This is a genomic window from Klebsiella sp. H-Nf2, from assembly GCF_002806645.1.
Lineage (GTDB): Bacteria > Pseudomonadota > Gammaproteobacteria > Enterobacterales > Enterobacteriaceae > Klebsiella > Klebsiella variicola.
Window position 1 is genome coordinate 295,188 of record NZ_PIBL01000003.1, and the last position, 16,868, is coordinate 312,055.

The 16,868-nt window shown below is 57.4% G+C and carries 17 protein-coding genes; 7 read left to right on the top strand and 10 right to left on the bottom strand.

Annotation, left to right across the window (positions count from 1 at the left end; genetic code table 11):
* Positions 1-4: 4 nt before the first annotated feature.
* Together CWM58_RS11770 and CWM58_RS11775 are read right to left on the bottom strand one after the other, a co-directional pair.
* On the bottom strand, positions 5-1,084 hold the full coding sequence (locus CWM58_RS11770; RefSeq protein ID WP_061152958.1) for a glycosyltransferase family 9 protein: 1,080 nt from the start codon (positions 1,082-1,084) through the stop codon (positions 5-7).
* Between the two features lie 18 nt (positions 1,085-1,102).
* The gene (locus tag CWM58_RS11775) at positions 1,103-2,065 is read right to left on the bottom strand and encodes a polysaccharide deacetylase family protein (RefSeq protein ID WP_012540311.1); all 963 of its coding nucleotides are present in this window, start codon (positions 2,063-2,065) and stop codon (positions 1,103-1,105) included.
* A gap of 111 nt (positions 2,066-2,176) precedes the next feature.
* Here CWM58_RS11775 and rfaQ point away from each other — a divergent pair, with 111 nt between their 5' ends.
* The 7 genes from rfaQ (at position 2,177) to coaD (ending at position 9,111) form a co-directional block, all read left to right on the top strand.
* Positions 2,177-3,253 carry a putative lipopolysaccharide heptosyltransferase III gene (rfaQ, locus tag CWM58_RS11780; RefSeq protein ID WP_080929110.1) on the top strand — a complete coding sequence of 359 codons (1,077 nt, stop codon included), beginning with the start codon at positions 2,177-2,179 and terminating at the stop codon, positions 3,251-3,253.
* The gene (locus CWM58_RS11785) at positions 3,250-4,377 is read left to right on the top strand and encodes a glycosyltransferase family 4 protein (protein WP_100680972.1); all 1,128 of its coding nucleotides are present in this window, start codon (positions 3,250-3,252) and stop codon (positions 4,375-4,377) included. Before rfaQ ends, CWM58_RS11785 begins: the two co-directional genes overlap by 4 nt.
* A 2-nt stretch (positions 4,378-4,379) precedes the next feature.
* Positions 4,380-5,474, top strand: a complete 1,095-nt coding sequence (locus CWM58_RS11790; protein WP_012967059.1) for a glycosyltransferase — start codon at positions 4,380-4,382, stop codon at positions 5,472-5,474.
* Positions 5,475-5,503: 29 nt separating this feature from the next.
* Positions 5,504-6,493 carry a glycosyltransferase gene (locus tag CWM58_RS11795; protein WP_008806839.1) on the top strand — a complete coding sequence of 330 codons (990 nt, stop codon included), beginning with the start codon at positions 5,504-5,506 and terminating at the stop codon, positions 6,491-6,493.
* Between the two features lie 91 nt (positions 6,494-6,584).
* The gene (gene waaA / locus CWM58_RS11800; RefSeq protein ID WP_008806838.1) at positions 6,585-7,859 is read left to right on the top strand and encodes a lipid IV(A) 3-deoxy-D-manno-octulosonic acid transferase; all 1,275 of its coding nucleotides are present in this window, start codon (positions 6,585-6,587) and stop codon (positions 7,857-7,859) included.
* Complete coding sequence (locus CWM58_RS11805) at positions 7,859-8,629, top strand: glycosyltransferase family 2 protein (protein ID WP_008806837.1); 771 nt, start codon at positions 7,859-7,861, stop codon at positions 8,627-8,629. The genes waaA and CWM58_RS11805 overlap by 1 nt, the downstream gene beginning before the upstream one ends.
* Before the next feature lie 2 nt (positions 8,630-8,631).
* Positions 8,632-9,111 (top strand): pantetheine-phosphate adenylyltransferase, encoded by a 480-nt coding sequence (coaD, locus tag CWM58_RS11810; protein WP_008806836.1) that lies wholly within the window; start codon positions 8,632-8,634, stop codon positions 9,109-9,111.
* A 181-nt stretch (positions 9,112-9,292) separates the two neighbouring features.
* Here the strand turns inward: coaD and mutM are convergent, their stop codons facing one another.
* The 8 genes from mutM to radC all read right to left on the bottom strand — a co-directional run bounded on the left by mutM (position 9,293) and on the right by radC (position 16,783).
* The gene (gene mutM, locus CWM58_RS11815) at positions 9,293-10,102 is read right to left on the bottom strand and encodes a bifunctional DNA-formamidopyrimidine glycosylase/DNA-(apurinic or apyrimidinic site) lyase (RefSeq protein WP_039102646.1); all 810 of its coding nucleotides are present in this window, start codon (positions 10,100-10,102) and stop codon (positions 9,293-9,295) included.
* A 63-nt stretch (positions 10,103-10,165) separates the two neighbouring features.
* Positions 10,166-12,499 (bottom strand): TonB family protein, encoded by a 2,334-nt coding sequence (locus CWM58_RS11820; protein ID WP_100680973.1) that lies wholly within the window; start codon positions 12,497-12,499, stop codon positions 10,166-10,168.
* Positions 12,500-13,873, bottom strand: a complete 1,374-nt coding sequence (locus CWM58_RS11825) for a DNA-binding protein (protein WP_100680974.1) — start codon at positions 13,871-13,873, stop codon at positions 12,500-12,502.
* Positions 13,863-14,588 carry a PP2C family serine/threonine-protein phosphatase gene (locus tag CWM58_RS11830; RefSeq protein WP_100680975.1) on the bottom strand — a complete coding sequence of 242 codons (726 nt, stop codon included), beginning with the start codon at positions 14,586-14,588 and terminating at the stop codon, positions 13,863-13,865. The genes CWM58_RS11825 and CWM58_RS11830 overlap by 11 nt, the downstream gene beginning before the upstream one ends.
* 4 nt (positions 14,589-14,592) lie before the next feature.
* Positions 14,593-15,270, bottom strand: coding sequence for a vWA domain-containing protein (locus CWM58_RS11835; RefSeq protein ID WP_061152950.1), 678 nt, complete (start codon positions 15,268-15,270; stop codon positions 14,593-14,595).
* Positions 15,271-15,476: 206 nt separating this feature from the next.
* Entirely contained in the window at positions 15,477-15,644 is a 168-nt protein-coding gene (rpmG, locus tag CWM58_RS11840) for a 50S ribosomal protein L33 (RefSeq protein ID WP_002922510.1), read from the bottom strand.
* Between the two features lie 20 nt (positions 15,645-15,664).
* Positions 15,665-15,901, bottom strand: a complete 237-nt coding sequence (gene rpmB, locus CWM58_RS11845; RefSeq protein ID WP_002436699.1) for a 50S ribosomal protein L28 — start codon at positions 15,899-15,901, stop codon at positions 15,665-15,667.
* Between the two features lie 216 nt (positions 15,902-16,117).
* Positions 16,118-16,783: a RadC family protein gene (gene radC, locus CWM58_RS11850; protein ID WP_061152949.1), complete on the bottom strand. Its 666-nt coding sequence runs from the start codon at positions 16,781-16,783 to the stop codon at positions 16,118-16,120.
* Between the last annotated feature and the right edge of the window lie 85 nt (positions 16,784-16,868).

Below are 16,868 nucleotides of genomic sequence, written 5' to 3' on the forward strand. Positions count from 1 at the left end.
TAAATCAACCGCGGGCGGCGACCAGCCGGTCGGCCTGCTCTTTAATCACGGGCCACACCGACTCAATCGCCACATCGGCGACATTCGCTTCTTCACAAACGATCTGCTTCGCCTTGTCATAGCCCGGCGCCCAGATGTGATAGCCGGGCAGGCCGGTATCCTTGAGTTTGCGTTTGTTATAGACCGCCACCATCGGTTTATCGAAGGCCCGGGCGATATGCACAATTGAGGTGTCCGGCGTAATGACTAAATCACAACTGCGGATCACTTCGACGGCGGAGTTGATGGTGCTGTCGGCGATGTACAGCGCCAAATTCAGCCCAAGCTGCCGAATTTTCTCACTGCGCCCCACCATCACGATACAGACCCGGTAAGGCAGAGCATGTAGCCGCTCGACCAGGGCCGCCACCTGATGACGACAGAAGTCTTTATCCTCGGAGGCGGTAAAAGGGTTAATGGCGATGCGCAGTTCGACCTCTCCGGCCTGGGAAAGCAAGCGAGCCACTTTCTCCCGCTCATGGCGACAGCCGGGGAGATGATAGTGGTATGGGTGGTCGTCAACGATGCCAAACAGCTTCACTACCTGCTTATAGCGCAGGGAAATATGGCTGTTGCTGTCAAAAAAAGCGATCGAATGATCGTAAAGTTTATAGGGCTCTTTATTAAAACCAATCACGCTGGCCGCCCGTAAATCGGCGAGTAATTTAAAGCGTTCATAGCTGGTCACGTCATCAAAATCGATAACTGCATCAAAACCTACCGCCCGCAACGTATTTAAGGACATGCGCGGCCGATATAAATATACTTGCTGAATGAATTCTGAGCCTGCTAATATTTCGCAACATATTGGTCCGGTTAACACCGAAACCTGATATCCCCGTTCGGCCAGTATTCTGGCGCAGCCGGTCGTGACCACCATATCGCCGACTTTATCGTCCAGGCGCAATAACAGCACGCGACGGACAGCCGCTGGGTCAAAGGCTTTACGCGCTGGCTTATTTCTGTATCGATAGTTAATTAAATTAAATTTAATGCCGCGGAAAAAAGCATTCTTTTTCCGCGTTAATTGTTTAAGGATACGCATACGGTACCTTGAGCTGTGTTAGCGCTGTGTAATTTTCCGCTGGTAATATTCTGCCAACGTCATGCCCTTCACCTGCGGCGCCAGCCAGCTAAAAAAGGCTTCAAGGTCAGCGTATAAACGCTCAATATCCCGTTCATTCTGGAACGTGGGGCTGCCGCCGGGCATATACTCTGAAGAGTGGAGCATATATTCCACGTAGTCATTGCCCTGCGTCAACGTTTGTTCGACGACTTTTTTCATCGTCTCCACGTTGCCGCCCATCGGACGCAACCAGTGTACGGAGGGGGAACGCACCTTGCCACGCAGCCTATCGTAGCCCTGCTTCACGCTGTTCATCCACGCTGAGTGCTTGTACTGGATGCTCATCGGCACTTCCAGCAGCGGAGAGTGGCCTTCGCGGCTGATATCATTTTCATCGAGAAAATAGGCATGCTGCGGGAAGCGGCGATAATCGGTCCCGCCATCGCCCTGCGGCGCTCCCTTGGCGGTCTTCCAGTTCACCCGCGGGGTCACCGAGCAATCCACCTGATAACCGTGCTCCACCAGCAGACGCGCATAGCGCTCGTCGAAGGCCCAGCGCCCGGCGCGATGGCTGACCATTTTGGTCTGGAAAGTATCCTCCAGCAGATGCGTCATATAGTCGACTTTCTCACGCATCATGGCATCGCTGTATTCAATGAGATAAGGCTTATGCCGCCAGTCATCGGCGGTCAGTGGCTCGGTCGGCGGGCTGTTCCACGCATGCAGATGCATGCCGACTTCCGCGGTGCCGCGGGCGATCACGTCTCTGGCGAATTCGATATAAAAGGGGTCGATAGCCATTTCATAGTTGGTCAAATAGACCGGTTTAAAGCCATACTTTTCGCAAAGCTGCTGAAAACGCGGGAGATAACGCGCATTCTCGGTGGTGATGCTGTCATGTTTTTGCCAGAGGTTATCGCCCTCTGTATCAATCGTGATGAGAAATGCGGGATTGTGCACGAAAACGTCCTCAGGCCATACGTATCGGGTCATGGTAGAGCAATACAACGCTTCTCTCAATCTGTCTGATCCCCTAGAATCGGAACCCTTATCCTGGATGAAGAACAGAGTATGACGCCTGAAACCCTCTCCCGCGGCCCGTTGAACCCGGCGCGGATCCTGGTCATTAAGCTGCGCCATCATGGCGACATGCTGCTGATCACGCCGCTTATTCACGCGCTGAAACAGCAGTATCCCGCCGCCAGCGTGGATGTGCTGCTGTATGAAGAGACCCGGGATATGCTCGCCGCCAACCCCGATATCCATCATATTTATGGTCTCGATCGCCGCTGGAAAAAGCAGGGAAAAAGGCATCAGTTGAAGATGCAATGGCAGCTCATTCAGACGCTGCGTCAGCAGCGATACGATATGGTGCTTAACCTTGCTGACCAGTGGCCGAGCGCGATTATCAGCAAACTGACCGGCGCTGCGACGCGGATTGGTTTTGATTTTCCGAAGCGCCGCCACCCGGTCTGGCGCTATTGCCACACCGCGCTGGCCCCCACCCAACAGCACAACCAGCTGCATACGGTACAGCAGAATCTCTCTATTCTCGCTCCGCTCGGTCTCCCGTTGAACGACGCGCCGGCGCGGATGGGCTACAGCGAAGCAGACTGGGCCACCAGCCGCGCCCTGCTGCCGGAGGAGTTCCGGGAAAACTACATCGTCATCCAGCCAACGTCGCGCTGGTTCTTTAAATGCTGGCGCGAAGATCGTATGAGTGCGCTGATCAACGCGCTGTCCGCCGAGGGGTACGCGGTCGTGCTCACCTCCGGCCCCGACGATAGAGAGAAGAAGATGGTGGACACCATCATCGCCGGCTGCCCGCAGGCGCGTCTGCACTCTCTAGCCGGCCAGTTAACGCTGCGCCAGCTGGCGGCGGTAATCGATCACGCCCGCCTGTTTATCGGCGTCGACTCAGTGCCGATGCATATGGCTGCGGCGCTCGGCACTCCGCTGGTCGCCCTGTTCGGCCCCTCGAAGCTGACCTTCTGGCGTCCGTGGCAGGCGAAAGGCGAAGTGATCTGGGCCGGCGACTTCGGTCCGCTGCCCGATCCGGACGCCATCAACACCAACACCGAAGAACGTTATCTCGATTTAATTCCTACCGACGCCGTGATCGCGGCGGCGAAAAAGGTACTGGCATGAGTAAATTCAGGCTGGCCCTGGTGCGGCAGAAGTACCGCCCGGACGGCGGCGCAGAACGGTTTGTCTCCCGCGCGCTGGAAGCCCTCGACAGCAGTAATCTGCAGCTGAACGTTATCACCCGCGAATGGCAGGGGCCGGTGAAACCGGACTGGCAGATCCATATCTGTAACCCACGTAAATGGGGGCGCATCAGCCGCGAACGCGGCTTTGCCAACGCCGCGCGCGCGCTCTGGCAGCGTGAGTCCTTCGACCTGGTGCAGAGCCATGAACGTATTCCCGGCTGCGATCTCTACCGCGCTGGCGATGGCGTTCATCGCCGCTGGCTGCAGCAGCGCTCGCGCATTTTACCGGCCTGGAAAAGCCGCCTGCTGTTCGCCGACCGTTACCACCGCTACGTCATGCAGGCGGAGCGCGAGATGTATGAAGACTCACACCTGCGCGGGGTGATCTGCAACGCCGAGATGATCAAGCGCGAGATCATCGAAGACTTTGGCCTGCCGGCGGAGAAGATCCACGTTATTTACAACGCCATTGACAACCAGCGCTTCCTGCCACCGGGCGAAGACACCTTTGCCGCCTTACGCGCCAAATGGCAGCTGCCGCTGCAGGCGACCTGCCTGATTTACGTCGGCTCCGGCTTTGAGCGCAAAGGACTGGCGGCGGCAATCCGCGCCATCGCCCCGACCGATCGCTATCTGCTGGTGGTTGGCAAAGATAAGGATCAGCCGCGCTATCAGGCGCTGGCGAAGAGTCTCGGCTGCGAAGCGCGGGTGCGCTTCTTCGGCATGCAATCGGAGACGCTGCCCTTCTATCAAATGGCCGATGGTCTGCTGCTGCCCACCCTCTACGATCCGTTCCCCAACGTCATTCTCGAGGCAATGGCCTGCGGTCTGCCGGTGATCACCACCACCGGCTGCGGCGGAGCGGAGTTTATCGTCGACGGCCACAACGGTTACGTCTGCGACGCCCTGGATATCCCGGCACTGCAGCAGGCGGTGATGGCTCTGCCGCCGCGCGCGCTGGGCTCTGCGCAAGGCGGCCGCGCCCGCGAGCGCATTATGGACTGCACCAGCGAGCGCCTCTCAACCCAGCTGCTTTCTCTTTATCAGGATCTGGTGAAATAACGATGCGCATCTTATTTGTGATTGACGGTTTACCTGGCGGCGGCGCGGAAAAAGTGGTCCTGACCCTGGCGGCACAGTTCCTGCGCGACGGCGATCGGGTGTCGCTCATTTCGCTGCGCGATGTCTGCGAGTACCCGTTACCCGAGGGGCTCGACTACCAGGTGGTGGCCGATCGTTGCCGCAAACCGTGGCGCAAGCTGACCGAGCTGTCCCGCCGCGCCCGCCAACTGGACGCCGCGGTCATCCGGGCCGAACAGCAGGGGCAATTTGACCTCGTGCTTTCCAACCTGCACAAAACCGACCGCATCGTCGCCCGCAGCCGGGCGCTGCGCGAGCGTAACGTCTGGTTCTGCCTGCACGGCGTATTCTCTGCCTCCTATCTCGGGCACCGCACCGGCTTTGACCGCTGGATGAAGCAGCAGAAAATTAAGCGAATTTACCAGGGTCGCAACGTGGTGGCGGTTTCCGACGCCGTGGGACGCGATCTGGTGGAAGCCTTCGCCCTGCGTCCGGCACAGCTGAAAACTATCTACAACCCCTTCGATATCGCCACTCTGCGCGCCGAGGCGGAAGCCGACAGTGAGCGACCGGCCGGTGACTATCTGATTCACGTCGGCCGCTTCCATCCGGGCAAACGCCACGACCGCCTGCTCGAAGCCTATGCACAAAGCGGCATTGACGCGCCGCTGGTGCTGTTAGGCCAGGGAAAACCGGAGCAAGAGCAGCGCCTGCGCCAGCTGGCCAAAACGCTGCAGGTTGACGATCGGGTGTGGTTCAAGGGTTTTCAGAAAAACCCCTTACCGTGGATCAAAGGCGCACGGATGCTGGTTTTAAGCTCCGATAGCGAAGGATTCGGCAATGTGGTGGTGGAAGCGCTGCTGTTGCATACGCCGGTTGCCAGCACCCGCTGCCCCGGCGGCGTCACCGAGATCCTCACCGGCGAACTTGCCCGCGGTCTGGCGGATCTGACCAGTCCGGCGCTGGCTCAGACGATGCAAAGCATTTACCATAACCCGCCGACTATCGACGACGCCGCGCTGGAAAAATTCAGCGTCGTGTCCATTTGTCAGCAGTACCGTCAGCTGCAGCGCACCTGACGCCGTTAGTTAACCAGGATCGAAGATTTATGAGTCAAACGCCTTTATTGAGCATCGTGGCTGCCGTCTACAACGGTGAGAAATTTCTTGCGCAGTTCTTTGAGTGCCTTGAACAGCAGCAGCTGGAAAGCTATGAACTGATCCTGGTGAACGATGGTTCGACAGACAACAGCCTGGCGGTGATCGCCGAATGGCGGGATCGGCTGCAGAACGTCCAGGTACTGGAGCAGGAAAACCAGGGCGTCTCGGTCGCGCGCAATACCGGCCTCGCCGCCGCCAGCGGCAAATATCTGGCGTTTCCGGATATCGACGACAAACTCTATCCGGGCATGTATCGCACGCTGCTGGAGATGGCCGAGAAAGAACATCTCGATATCGCGACCTGCAACGGCACCTACGTGTATGAAAAGCGCCGCGAGAGCCACCCGATCTTCCCGCTGGATCGCCTGCCCTCGACCGGTGTGCTGCCGGGCCATGTCTGGCTCAAGCAGGCCCTGGACTCGCGGAAGTTTCTGCACGTCACCTGGCTCAACATCTATCGCCACGACTTTATCCGCCAGCACCACTTCCATTTCGAGCCCGGCCTGCGCCATCAGGATATCCCGTGGACGACAGAGGCGCTGCTGGCCGCGGAGCGCGTGCAGTACACCAGCCAGCAGTTCTATGATTACTACATCCACTCTGAGTCGGTGTCGCATAAGCCGGACAACGACGACACGCTGATGCGTTCGGCGCGCCACTATATGAAGATTCTGGAGATGCTGGAGGCGATCAACCAGCGCTACCCGGATAAAGTGCGCCATATCGCCGCCTGTCGCTGGCAGATCGCCAAAGAAGGACTGGGGATCATCCACACCTTCGACAGCATGAAAGATGAGTCGAAAAAGCATGTTATTATTAAAGAATTCTTCGACCGCGGTATCTGGCGGTTAATCTGGAAAAACGCCTGTACTTTCCGTTTACGCTGGCGCCTGGGACGCCGTTATCTGCGTATTAAGCGTTATCGCCACGCGGTATAGACCAAAAACCCGCTGTTTCCGCCAAAGAGATAGCTTTACGCGGGCTAAATGCTTAGAATTTGCCCGCCAAAACAGAGAACGGATAAATAGTTTGGAATTGCTTTATACCACCCTACTTTACCTTATTCAGCCGCTGGTGTGGCTGCGGCTGCTGCTGCGCAGTCGTAAGGCTCCTGCCTATCGTAAACGCTGGGCGGAACGCTATGGCTTCTGTCAGAACAAGGTAGAGCCGGATGGCATTCTGCTGCACTCCGTTTCCGTCGGAGAAACCCTGGCCGCCATTCCGCTGGTTCGCGCTCTGCGCCACCGCTACCCTTCGATGCCGATCACCGTCACCACCATGACGCCGACCGGCTCCGAGCGCGCCATGTCGGCGTTCGGCAAAGATGTCCATCACGTCTATCTGCCCTACGATCTGCCCGGCGCCATGAACCGCTTCCTGAATACCGTTCAGCCGAAGCTGGTTATCGTTATGGAAACCGAGCTGTGGCCGAATATGGTGGCCGCGCTGCATAAGCGTAAGATCCCGCTGGTGATCGCCAACGCCCGCCTCTCTGAACGTTCCGCTAAAGGCTATGCCAAACTGGGCGGTTTTATGCGCCGTCTGTTAAGCCGTATTACGCTTATCGCCGCGCAGAATGAAGAAGATGGCAACCGCTTCCTCGCTCTGGGGCTGAAGCGCAACCAGCTGGCGGTCACCGGTAGTCTGAAATTCGATATCTCCGTCACCCCGGAGCTGGCGGCCCGCGCGATTACGCTGCGCCGCCAATGGGCGCCGCACCGCAAGGTCTGGATTGCCACCAGCACTCACGACGGCGAAGAACAAATCATCCTGCAGGCGCATAAAAAACTGCTGGAGACCTTCCCGAACCTGCTGCTGATCCTCGTTCCTCGGCATCCGGAGCGCTTCCCCGACGCGCGTGAGATGGTGCAAAAGGCCGGAATGAGCTTTACTCTGCGCAGTACCGGCGAGATCCCCTCCTCCAGTACCCAGGTGGTGATTGGCGATACCATGGGTGAACTGATGCTGCTCTACGGGATTGCCGACCTCGCCTTCGTTGGCGGCAGCCTGGTGGAGCGCGGCGGCCATAACCCGCTCGAGCCGGCGGCGCATGCCATTCCGGTGCTGATGGGGCCGCATACCTTCAACTTCAAAGATATCTGCGCCAAGCTGCAGCAGGATGATGGCCTGATCACGGTCACCGACGCCGACTCGCTGGTCAGGGAAGTGTCCACGCTCCTGACCGATGAAGACTACCGCCTGTGGTATGGCCGTCACGCAGTGGAAGTGCTGCACCAGAACCAGGGCGCGCTGTCGCGTCTGCTCAAGTTACTGCAACCTTACATGCCGCAACGGAGTCATTAATGTCGAACCGGCTTTCCGTGGTGATGATCGCCAAAGATGCAGCGGACCTGCTGCCGGATTGTCTGGACTCCGTTAGCTGGGCAGATGAAATCATCGTCCTCGACTCTGGCAGTACCGACAACACCGTCGAGCTGGCCCGCCGCCTCGGCGCCCAGGTCTATACCCATACCGACTGGCGAGGCTATGGCATTCAGCGCCAGCGCGCGCAGGACTATGCCACCGGCGACTGGGTGTTGATGATCGATACCGATGAGCGCGTCACGCCAGAACTCAGGCAGGCTATTCTTAAGGTGCTGGCAGCGCCGCAGCGCGGCGCCATCTACAGTATCGCTCGTCGCAACTACTTTCTCGGACGCTTTATGCGCCACAGCGGTTGGTATCCCGATCGCGTGCTGCGCCTGTACGAACGCGCCCGTTACCGCTATAACGATAATCTGGTCCATGAATCGCTGGATAGCCTGGGCGCAGAGGTCATTCCGCTAACCGGCGATCTCCTGCATCTGACCTGCCGCGACTTCGCTGGCTTCCAGCAAAAACAGCTGGCGTATGCTGCCGCGTGGGCGCTTGAGCGCCACCGCAAGGGCAAGAAGACCTCGATGGCGGGGATTTTCAGCCATACCCTGGGCGCGTTCCTGAAAACGCTGCTGCTGCGCGGTGGGGTGCTGGACGGTAAGCAGGGCTGGTTGCTGGCGATGGTCAACGCGCAGTATACGTTTACGAAATATACCGAGCTGTGGGCGCTGAGCCACGGCTACTCGGAGAAAGGGTAATCATGAGCACAAAAGCGATCTATCCGGGTACCTTTGATCCCATCACCAACGGTCATATCGACATTGTCACCCGCGCGGCGAGCATGTTCGATAAAGTGGTGCTGGCTATCGCCGCGAGCCCGAGCAAAAAGCCGATGTTTACCCTCGACGAGCGTATCGCGCTGGCCACCCAGGCTACAGCGCATCTGGTTAACGTGGAGGTTATCGGCTTTAGCGACCTGATGGCCAGTTTCGCGCGCGCACAGCAGGCCAATATCCTGATCCGCGGCCTGCGGGCAGTGGCGGATTTCGAGTATGAGATGCAGCTGGCCCACATGAACCGCCACCTGATGCCCACCCTCGAGAGCGTGTTCCTGATGCCGTGCAAAGAGTGGTCGTTTATCTCTTCCTCACTGGTGAAGGAAGTGGCGCGTCATCAGGGCGACGTTTCTCATTTCCTGCCAGCTAACGTCCACCAGGCGCTGTTGAATAAGCTGAAGTAACGCATCTATCTGCTGGGGCATGAGCCACGCAGGCTGGCGCTGCACTGCGCACCGCAGGCCCATCCACACCGGCTCTGTCCCGGTCTTTGTGCCAGGTGGCGCTACGCTGACCTGGCCTACAAACATCCCCGGCCCACCAGATGCGCACCCGCAGGCTCGCTGACCTGGCCGTTCCTGAGAACTACTTCTGGCACTGACGGCAATAAAAGGTCGCCCGCTGGGCATGTTTGGTCCCGACAACCGGCGTGCCGCAGATCCGGCACGGTTCGCCCTTGCGGCCATAGACCTGCAGCTCCTGGGCAAAATAGCCCGGCTTGCCATCGCTTTGCAGGAAATCCTTCAGTGTGGTGCCGCCCTGCTCTATCGAACGCAGCAGGACCAGCTTAATCACTTTCACCAGCTGCTCACACTCTTCCCGCGACAGTGAAGAAGCCAACCTGTCGGGATGGATCCCGGCCGAGAACAGCGACTCGCTGGCGTAGATATTGCCGACCCCTACCACCAGCTTGTTATCCATTAGCCAGGGTTTGATCGCAGTTTTTTTCTTCGCGCATTTCTGCTGAAGATAGTCGGCGTTAAATTCATCGCTGAGCGGCTCCGGGCCAAGATGCGCCAGTACCGGATGGTCTTCCAGCGTTTTTGTCCACAGCCAGGCGCCAAAGCGGCGCGGATCGGTATAGCGCAGCACCTTGCCATTACTCATGACCAGGTCAACGTGATCGTGTTTTTCGGCCGGCAGTTCTTCGCTCAGGATGCGCAAACTCCCCGACATCCCGAGATGGACGATGATCCAGCCGTCCGGCAGTTCCAGAAGCAGGTATTTGGCACGACGCCGCACGCTGAGCACGGGTACATCGCTCAGGCGATAAATCTCTTCGGAAACCGGCCAGCGCAGCCGTCCGTTGCGCACGACGGCGTGCAGAATGGTTGCGCCAACCAGGTGCGGCTCGATGCCGCGGCGACTGGTTTCAACCTCTGGTAATTCAGGCATGATTTTCCTCATCTACATAGGCAGGCGTCACTATTTTACCTCGTTCAGGAGGCAGCGACGCGATTAGTGGAGAAAATTCACACCAACGGTCATCCGCCTGCCATCAGGCTGCGGTTTAAAGTTCCAGCGCCACAGCATATTGACCGCCTGCGCATCATACTGTTCCACTTCGCTGCTTTTGCTGATGAGAACCAGCGTCGGCATGCCAGTGTCATCGATATCAACGGTCAGTTCCGCCCGCCGTTCGTCCGGCCTCTGCGGCGCCTTCCACTCCACGTTGAAGAGAGCGGCGTTCAACACCTCATCCTGATCGATATCAACCGTCATGCGCTGCGCTGGATCCAGGGGGGCGACGGTTTCCTGACGATCCAGTTTTTTACTGGCGGGTAAGATCGCCGCGGCCTTCGCCGTATCCTCCCCTTTCGTTCTTTCCCCAAGGATATCGCCATAGTCGGCGTAGACCTTTGCCGAAAGAATCGCCTTACGTGGCCCCATGCCAACCCGCATCAGCAGCTTCGTCTTGATATTCTCTATTTTCTGCTCGGTATCCTCGGTGAGCGGCTGTAGCAGCATGGAAGCGATCATCGCGCCCATATACAGCTCAGGATCGCGCTCAGCCCACACGCTCCCCCAGGCCATCCACACCTGCGGATCCTCTGGCGCCAGCGCCAGCAGCTGCGACCATGCTGCCCGCTTCTCCTCAAAGGAAGCGTAACTTTTTCTGAACGCCAGATCCTTCAATAAGGGCGCGTAGTACGGGTGCGTATCCACCAGAGCCTCCATCGCCTCCGTCATTTCAGTAAAGCTTTCCATTCTGCCTTTGGTCGTTTTATCCCGCTTTTTGAGGTAGATAAGCTGTAACTGATGCGCCTCTTCCGCGCTCAGTCTCTGTTGCGGAAACAGCGTTTTCATTCGCGTAAATCGCGCAACCATTTCCTTCGCGGCGCTTTCCATCGCCGTTTTATCATGACGAGCGGCCAGCCGGGAAATGCGCATCGCCCGCGCCTCCATCTCCCCATAGTATTCTTCCGGCGGTACGCGATCGCTGATAAAGCTCACCGGCATCAATACGCGTTTTCCCTGCCGGTGAGAACCAAAACGCCACTCCTGCGCATAGTGCAACGCCGCCTGGTCGAACTCGGGAACGCCGCTGCTGCACTCAACGACCACGTTTAACAGCTCGCCGCTGGCGTCGGTATCCAGCGAGAGTATGGTCGTCGCTGACTTGATATATTTGTGTATCGCCGGATACAGCATCGCCTGCAAACTCTCTTTCCTGATGCCATAGCGCGCCGTATCAATGCTGACGTGGCCAGGAAAGCGTTCGTTAATCGGGCTGACGCTACGCACGGGAGCAGTTTTAAACACGATTGATTTTGCCAAAGGCAGCACCTTGCTCGCTTCACCCTGTTCTGTTGCATACTTATCCAACGGCAAGTCGCAGGAGCGCGTCTGCATCCGCGCCTGCAAAATGAGCAGGATTTGCCGATCTTCCGCTGGCATTTGCGCGATGTATGCTGCCAGCCGCTGCTGTAGCGCAGGCTGCCGCGGGCTATCCTTCAGACCCTCCGCCATCAACAATCCGGTTGTAATGCTTTGCGTGAGCGCCTGAAACTGCGTATTTCGCACCCGCGCAATGTCGCGGGCCTGGATCAGCGCGACTGCCCAGCCCAGCCAGGCATCCGGGTTTTCCGGCGCGATGGCGATGGCCCGGCGAAACGCCGTTTCCGCCTGCGCTTTATCCGCCTCGCTCGTCAGCGTCAGGATGGCCGTGGCCAGCGTCAGATCGCCACGGTCCGGCATCCAGGCCAGATAATCCATCATTTTGGGTAATGCTTTCGCTTCCCGTTCACGATAGCCCAGCGCCTGCTGCCAGAGCGTATCCGCGGTGGCGGCATCTTCTTCATTCCAGCCAAGCGGCAGCGCCGCCAGCGGTTTTTTCTGCGCGAGAAATTGCTCGATGATGTTGTGCTGATTCAACGGCCCCCCACGCAGCGCTATCTGAATAAAACGGGCATGGCGGTCATAGAGAAAATCGGTCCAGGCGGGCATTTCCAGCTGATTCATACTCTGCCAGCGCCGCTGGTTTTGTTCGCCAAAAGGCACCTTGCATAGCGTAATACCGATGACAAAAACAATCTGCGCCACGGCGACGGCAAGATAGCCTTTATTGCGTCGGGTAACCGCCACCCACATCAGGGCAGAAAAATAGATCGTTCCCCCCAACCACAGGCCATAGAGATATAAACGCTGAGGATCATTGAGCGCGGCAGGTAACAGCGGCAGTGTATCCATTAAGCGGAACGGTGCGGACCACAGCAAGGAGACTAAATCCGGCGCCACAAAAGCCATCAACAACGCGAAAAAGAGAATGAGATATCTTAATTTCAGCGTCATTTATGGCTTACTCCGAATAATGGACCGGAATATCAGCGCCGCCACCCAGATAAAAATAATCAGTAACGCCGCAATATCAAACCATGCTGGACCAGAACCGTTGAGCCGGGCAAAACTGCGCGCCAGCCCCCCCATAATCAGCGTACTCATCAGCGCCAGCGCGCCATGCCAGGCAAACGAAGGAACGCTGCTGCGAATACTGCGCCACAACAGGGTTAACGGCCCCGGCCCGGTAGGTTGACGAGGTACGGCAGCGGCTGGCGCCCTGCGAGGCTGCCTCACTACCGGCGCGACCCGCGGGCGATCGGTTTCCGCTTGCTTACGCTGCTTTGCCTGTTTTATTCCCGCAACAACCTGTTTTTTCCGCGCGCAGACCAGGCACGGCATCCCGGCAAAATGCTGGTGTTTTTGGTGACAAAGCGTAATTTTTTGCGTGCTGCGTAGCGCATAAGGACGCAGCACCTGCGCCCATTCATCGGCGGAAGGTCGTCGGGCGGGCGAATCGCTAAATGCGCGATCGAAAAGCTTACGCAGCTCAACTGGCAGCAAATGGTGGGTACTGCCCGGCACCGGAACACTACTTTTTGCGGCATTGATACCGTAGGCGTAACAACGAGCGGCGATACGACCGGGTAAATCATCAGGTACCTTCGCCGATATCGAGCGACCGCTGTAGGGATGAATTCCGTGATTGAGTAGCTGGAAAATAATCACCGCCAGCGAAAAGCGGTCCTGCGCCTCCTCTTGCTCGCCGGGGACCTGGCCGATGCGTTGAAACTCAGGCGCCAGATAATCCGGCGTGAACTGCCCGGCAGGGAAACGCTCTCCCTCGCCCTGAATGCTAAAGCCATCGCAGTCCAGCAGCGCGATATAAAGGCTGTCGCGATAGAAACGCAGGTTGACCGGCTTCATATCGATAACCCGGTGCTGTCGGGCATGCAGCGCCGATACCAGGGTGGCAAGGTTGCTGGCCAGACTGACTTTTGCGCCTATCCCTTCCGGCAGATGGTGCGCCTTCGCCTGCCGTGCCTGTAAAATATACTCCAGCTCAATGGTGCGCTGGGTGTCGAGAACCGGCATGACAAAGCCCACTACGCGCTTGCGCTCGTCGTAGAGCAAATAGTCGGGCCATGCCAGCTGGACAATCGACTCACCTTCCGCGGGGGCGGGGATCTCAGGCCGCTGCGACAGCATGGCGTTGAGCTTGCGCTGGTAGTAAGCGGTATCGGTCTGCGGATGGTAAAGTTTAGCAACGCGGGAAGGGTCATCCTCCAGGAAATAAACACTCCCCGCGCCGCCGCTCTTGATCAGTTTCCCCAGACGTACCGTGCGGCGCTGTCCGTCATAGCAGGCTGGCAGCTTTTTATGCTTCATGACGCAGGGCTACCAGAAGCGTCTTGTCATCACCGGTTATCGCCCAGGTGCGCGGGTCGTCCAGCGTGGCGCGCAGCGCTTCGCTTCCTTCAGCTTCTGAGACCTGCTGCACATAACGCAAAACCGGATCGATAAACGGAGAGAACAGCGCATCCCCACGCCGATTGAGCGCGAACGGCTGCACGCCGTCAGTCATCATCACCAGTCTCGTGGCTCTGCCAGAAAACTGGCTGATATGTAAATGCTCCCGCCAGTCGTCGCTGGTCAGGAACCAGGTCTGGTTAGCGTATTCGCCGTTTTCAGGCAGGGAGAAGTGCTGTTCGGCATCCAGGCTTAACGCCGCAGCGCCATCGCCAATATGCACTATCACAGAGGCGGCCTCTCCCAGCCAGGCAGCCAGAACGGTACAGGCAAAATCGCCCGCGGAAATTTCCCGCGCCTGCGCCTGTAGCAGCACGGTCTCGCGCACACTACCGAGCAACGTCGCCAGCTGATTTTCATCCGGCGCCGTGATGAATGTCGCCAGGCGATCGGCCAGCGCATGCGCGACCAACGCTGCGCCCTGTTCGCTATAAGCGGCAGAGCCTGCACCATCGCATACGACGGCGACAAGCCGTTCGCCCAGCTGGCGATAGCAAAAGGCATCCTGGCAGGGAAGTTGATTTTGTCGGTGGCTGCTACCCATGACCGACGCTGCGTATACGCGCCAGTTCATCGTATCAGACCGAAATTTCGGACCAGCTATCCGTCGGCGGTAGCTGTGCTTTACCGCCCGGTGTCGACTGCGACACCACCTGCATACTGGCGCTGAGCCAGAGGAACAGCTCGCGGAACTGCAATCCCTTCAGCTGCTTCACGCCGTTAATGCCGCTACGACTGAACTGCCCCATCGACTCAGTTGCTTCGTGTCCTACGCTAATCGGAAACACAGCGACTTTATTTGCCGCCTGCGCATCACGGCACGCCTGCGCTGCCGCCTGCCAGTTGTCGGTGGGCTCGCCATCCGACATTAAAAACAGCCATGGTCGGGTATAGGGGACGCCAGCCGCTTTCAGGCGCTGTTTTTCCGCTTCAATTTCGCCCAGCGCCAGGCTAACAGCCTGCCCGGTGGGCGTCAGGCCACTGGCCTCAAGCTCGGGGGCGATGAAGTCCATCGCATCACACCAGTCGCCATACAGCTCGCATTCATCATAGCCGCCGTATTTAATCACCAGCAGGCGAACGCGCTTAGCGGCGATGACATCCTGCTTAAGCTCTTCCTCCAGCAGCTGTAGCCCCTGATTCAGTTGGGCGATGGGCTGGCCCTGCATGCTGCCTGAACAATCGAGGACCAAAATTAACGGTGTACGCTGTTCGCTGTTATCGATAAATGAAACATCTGGAATAAAAGAGGCCATAACAATCCCTGTCGCTGGTTTTCTGTACCGGAAGAATAGACAGACTATACAAGCAAGACAAGAAAAACCTTTATATTCATTAAGTTAATTGATTTTGAGTTAATAATTAAAAGAGGGATATATGATAAGTTTTGAAGGTGTTTTGCCTGAATAATGGCAATAAAAAACCCCGCCGGGGCGGGGTTTTCATTACAAGAAAGCGAAAATTATTTGATTTTAGCTTCTTTGTAGATAACGTGCTGACGTACAACCGGATCGTACTTTTTCAGTTCCATTTTTTCCGGTTTGGTACGCTTGTTCTTCGTGGTGGTGTAGAAGTGACCAGTACCAGCGGAAGAAACCAGCTTGATTTTCTCACGAATACCTTTAGCCATGATTTATTTCCTCTAAGTACTTAGTACTTTTCGCCACGGGCACGCAGTTCAGACAGAACTGTATCGATGCCTTTCTTATCGATTACACGCATACCTTTAGCAGATACGCGCAGGGTGACAAAACGCTTCTCGCTCTCAACCCAGAAACGGTGAGAGTGCAGGTTCGGCAGGAAACGGCGTTTAGTCGCGTTCAGTGCGTGGGAACGGTTGTTACCGGTCACCGGACGCTTGCCAGTAACTTGGCAGACTCGGGACATGTCTATTCTCCAAAAATCAAATTAGCTCGAGCTTCGTATGGGGTATTGGCGCCTCGTCAGGCTTTACAGCCTGGTCATCGCAGTTCAATGTGAACTCTCGACTGCCAGGCCCAAATGCCAAACCCGAGATTCTCAAAGGTGGCGTAGTATACGCTGACTCGGCGATGTGCTCAAGTCCCGAACAGACAAAGATCCCGAAGGATCGCCAGTTCGGGGCTAAATCCAGCCACGCTCGGCAAAAGATACATACGCACCGCGGCCGATAACCAGATGGTCAAGCACGCGTATCTCCATGAATCGACAACATTTTACCACCCTTTCGGTAATCAGCCTGTCAGCCTGGCTCGGCTCCGGACTACCGGAGGGATGATTATGCGCAAGGATCACGGCGGCAGCGTTCACTTTGATGGCTTCGCGTACAATTTCTCGCGGATGCACCTCAACGTGGCTAAGAGTACCAGAAAAAAGGCGACTATGTTTCAACACGCGGTTCTGATTATCTAAAAAGATCACCATAAAGATCTCGCGCTCCTCTTCCGTGAGCTGGCTTTGTAAAAATTCCCGCGTCATCGAGGGGCTGACTAGCGCAGCCTCCTCGACCAGCTGCGAGCTAAAATAGCGTCGCGCCAGCTCGGCAATGCCCTTCAGTTGCGCATATTTCGCCAGCCCCAGTCCATCCACGGCTATCAGTTGCGCTTTATCCGCGGAAAGCAGAGCGTAGAGCGAGCCAAAACGCTGCAGTAACGCCTGCGCATAGCTGAGCACATCCTGACGACGCGTGCCGACACGCAGAAACAGCGCCAGCAGCTCAACATCCGTTAGCGCTTCGATGCCGTATTGCAGCATCTTCTCCCGTGGCATCAGATTTTCCGTTCCGTCCATGCGCCCTCCTGCGTTAATCAGGCTATCCTGGCACAGCCTGACGGCGCTGCCGACCCGCGGCTTTTCACCCTGCGTAGCCGCTCGC

Bases quoted from the DNA above. Each gene is read 5' to 3' on its own strand.
- radC (WP_061152949.1), bottom strand. From the start codon at position 16,783: ATGGACGGAACGGAAAATCTGATGCCACGGGAGAAGATGCTGCAATAC.
- CWM58_RS11770 (WP_061152958.1), bottom strand. From the start codon at position 1,084: ATGCGTATCCTTAAACAATTAACGCGGAAAAAGAATGCTTTTTTCCGC.
- rpmG (WP_002922510.1), bottom strand. From the start codon at position 15,644: ATGGCTAAAGGTATTCGTGAGAAAATCAAGCTGGTTTCTTCCGCTGGT.
- CWM58_RS11835 (WP_061152950.1), bottom strand. From the start codon at position 15,270: ATGGCCTCTTTTATTCCAGATGTTTCATTTATCGATAACAGCGAACAG.
- CWM58_RS11805 (WP_008806837.1), top strand. From the start codon at position 7,859: ATGTCGAACCGGCTTTCCGTGGTGATGATCGCCAAAGATGCAGCGGAC.
- CWM58_RS11825 (WP_100680974.1), bottom strand. From the start codon at position 13,873: ATGAAGCATAAAAAGCTGCCAGCCTGCTATGACGGACAGCGCCGCACG.
- CWM58_RS11785 (WP_100680972.1), top strand. From the start codon at position 3,250: ATGAGTAAATTCAGGCTGGCCCTGGTGCGGCAGAAGTACCGCCCGGAC.
- coaD (WP_008806836.1), top strand. From the start codon at position 8,632: ATGAGCACAAAAGCGATCTATCCGGGTACCTTTGATCCCATCACCAAC.
- rfaQ (WP_080929110.1), top strand. From the start codon at position 2,177: ATGACGCCTGAAACCCTCTCCCGCGGCCCGTTGAACCCGGCGCGGATC.
- rpmB (WP_002436699.1), bottom strand. From the start codon at position 15,901: ATGTCCCGAGTCTGCCAAGTTACTGGCAAGCGTCCGGTGACCGGTAAC.
- mutM (WP_039102646.1), bottom strand. From the start codon at position 10,102: ATGCCTGAATTACCAGAGGTTGAAACCAGTCGCCGCGGCATCGAGCCG.
- CWM58_RS11790 (WP_012967059.1), top strand. From the start codon at position 4,380: ATGCGCATCTTATTTGTGATTGACGGTTTACCTGGCGGCGGCGCGGAA.
- CWM58_RS11820 (WP_100680973.1), bottom strand. From the start codon at position 12,499: ATGACGCTGAAATTAAGATATCTCATTCTCTTTTTCGCGTTGTTGATG.
- CWM58_RS11830 (WP_100680975.1), bottom strand. From the start codon at position 14,588: ATGAACTGGCGCGTATACGCAGCGTCGGTCATGGGTAGCAGCCACCGA.
- CWM58_RS11795 (WP_008806839.1), top strand. From the start codon at position 5,504: ATGAGTCAAACGCCTTTATTGAGCATCGTGGCTGCCGTCTACAACGGT.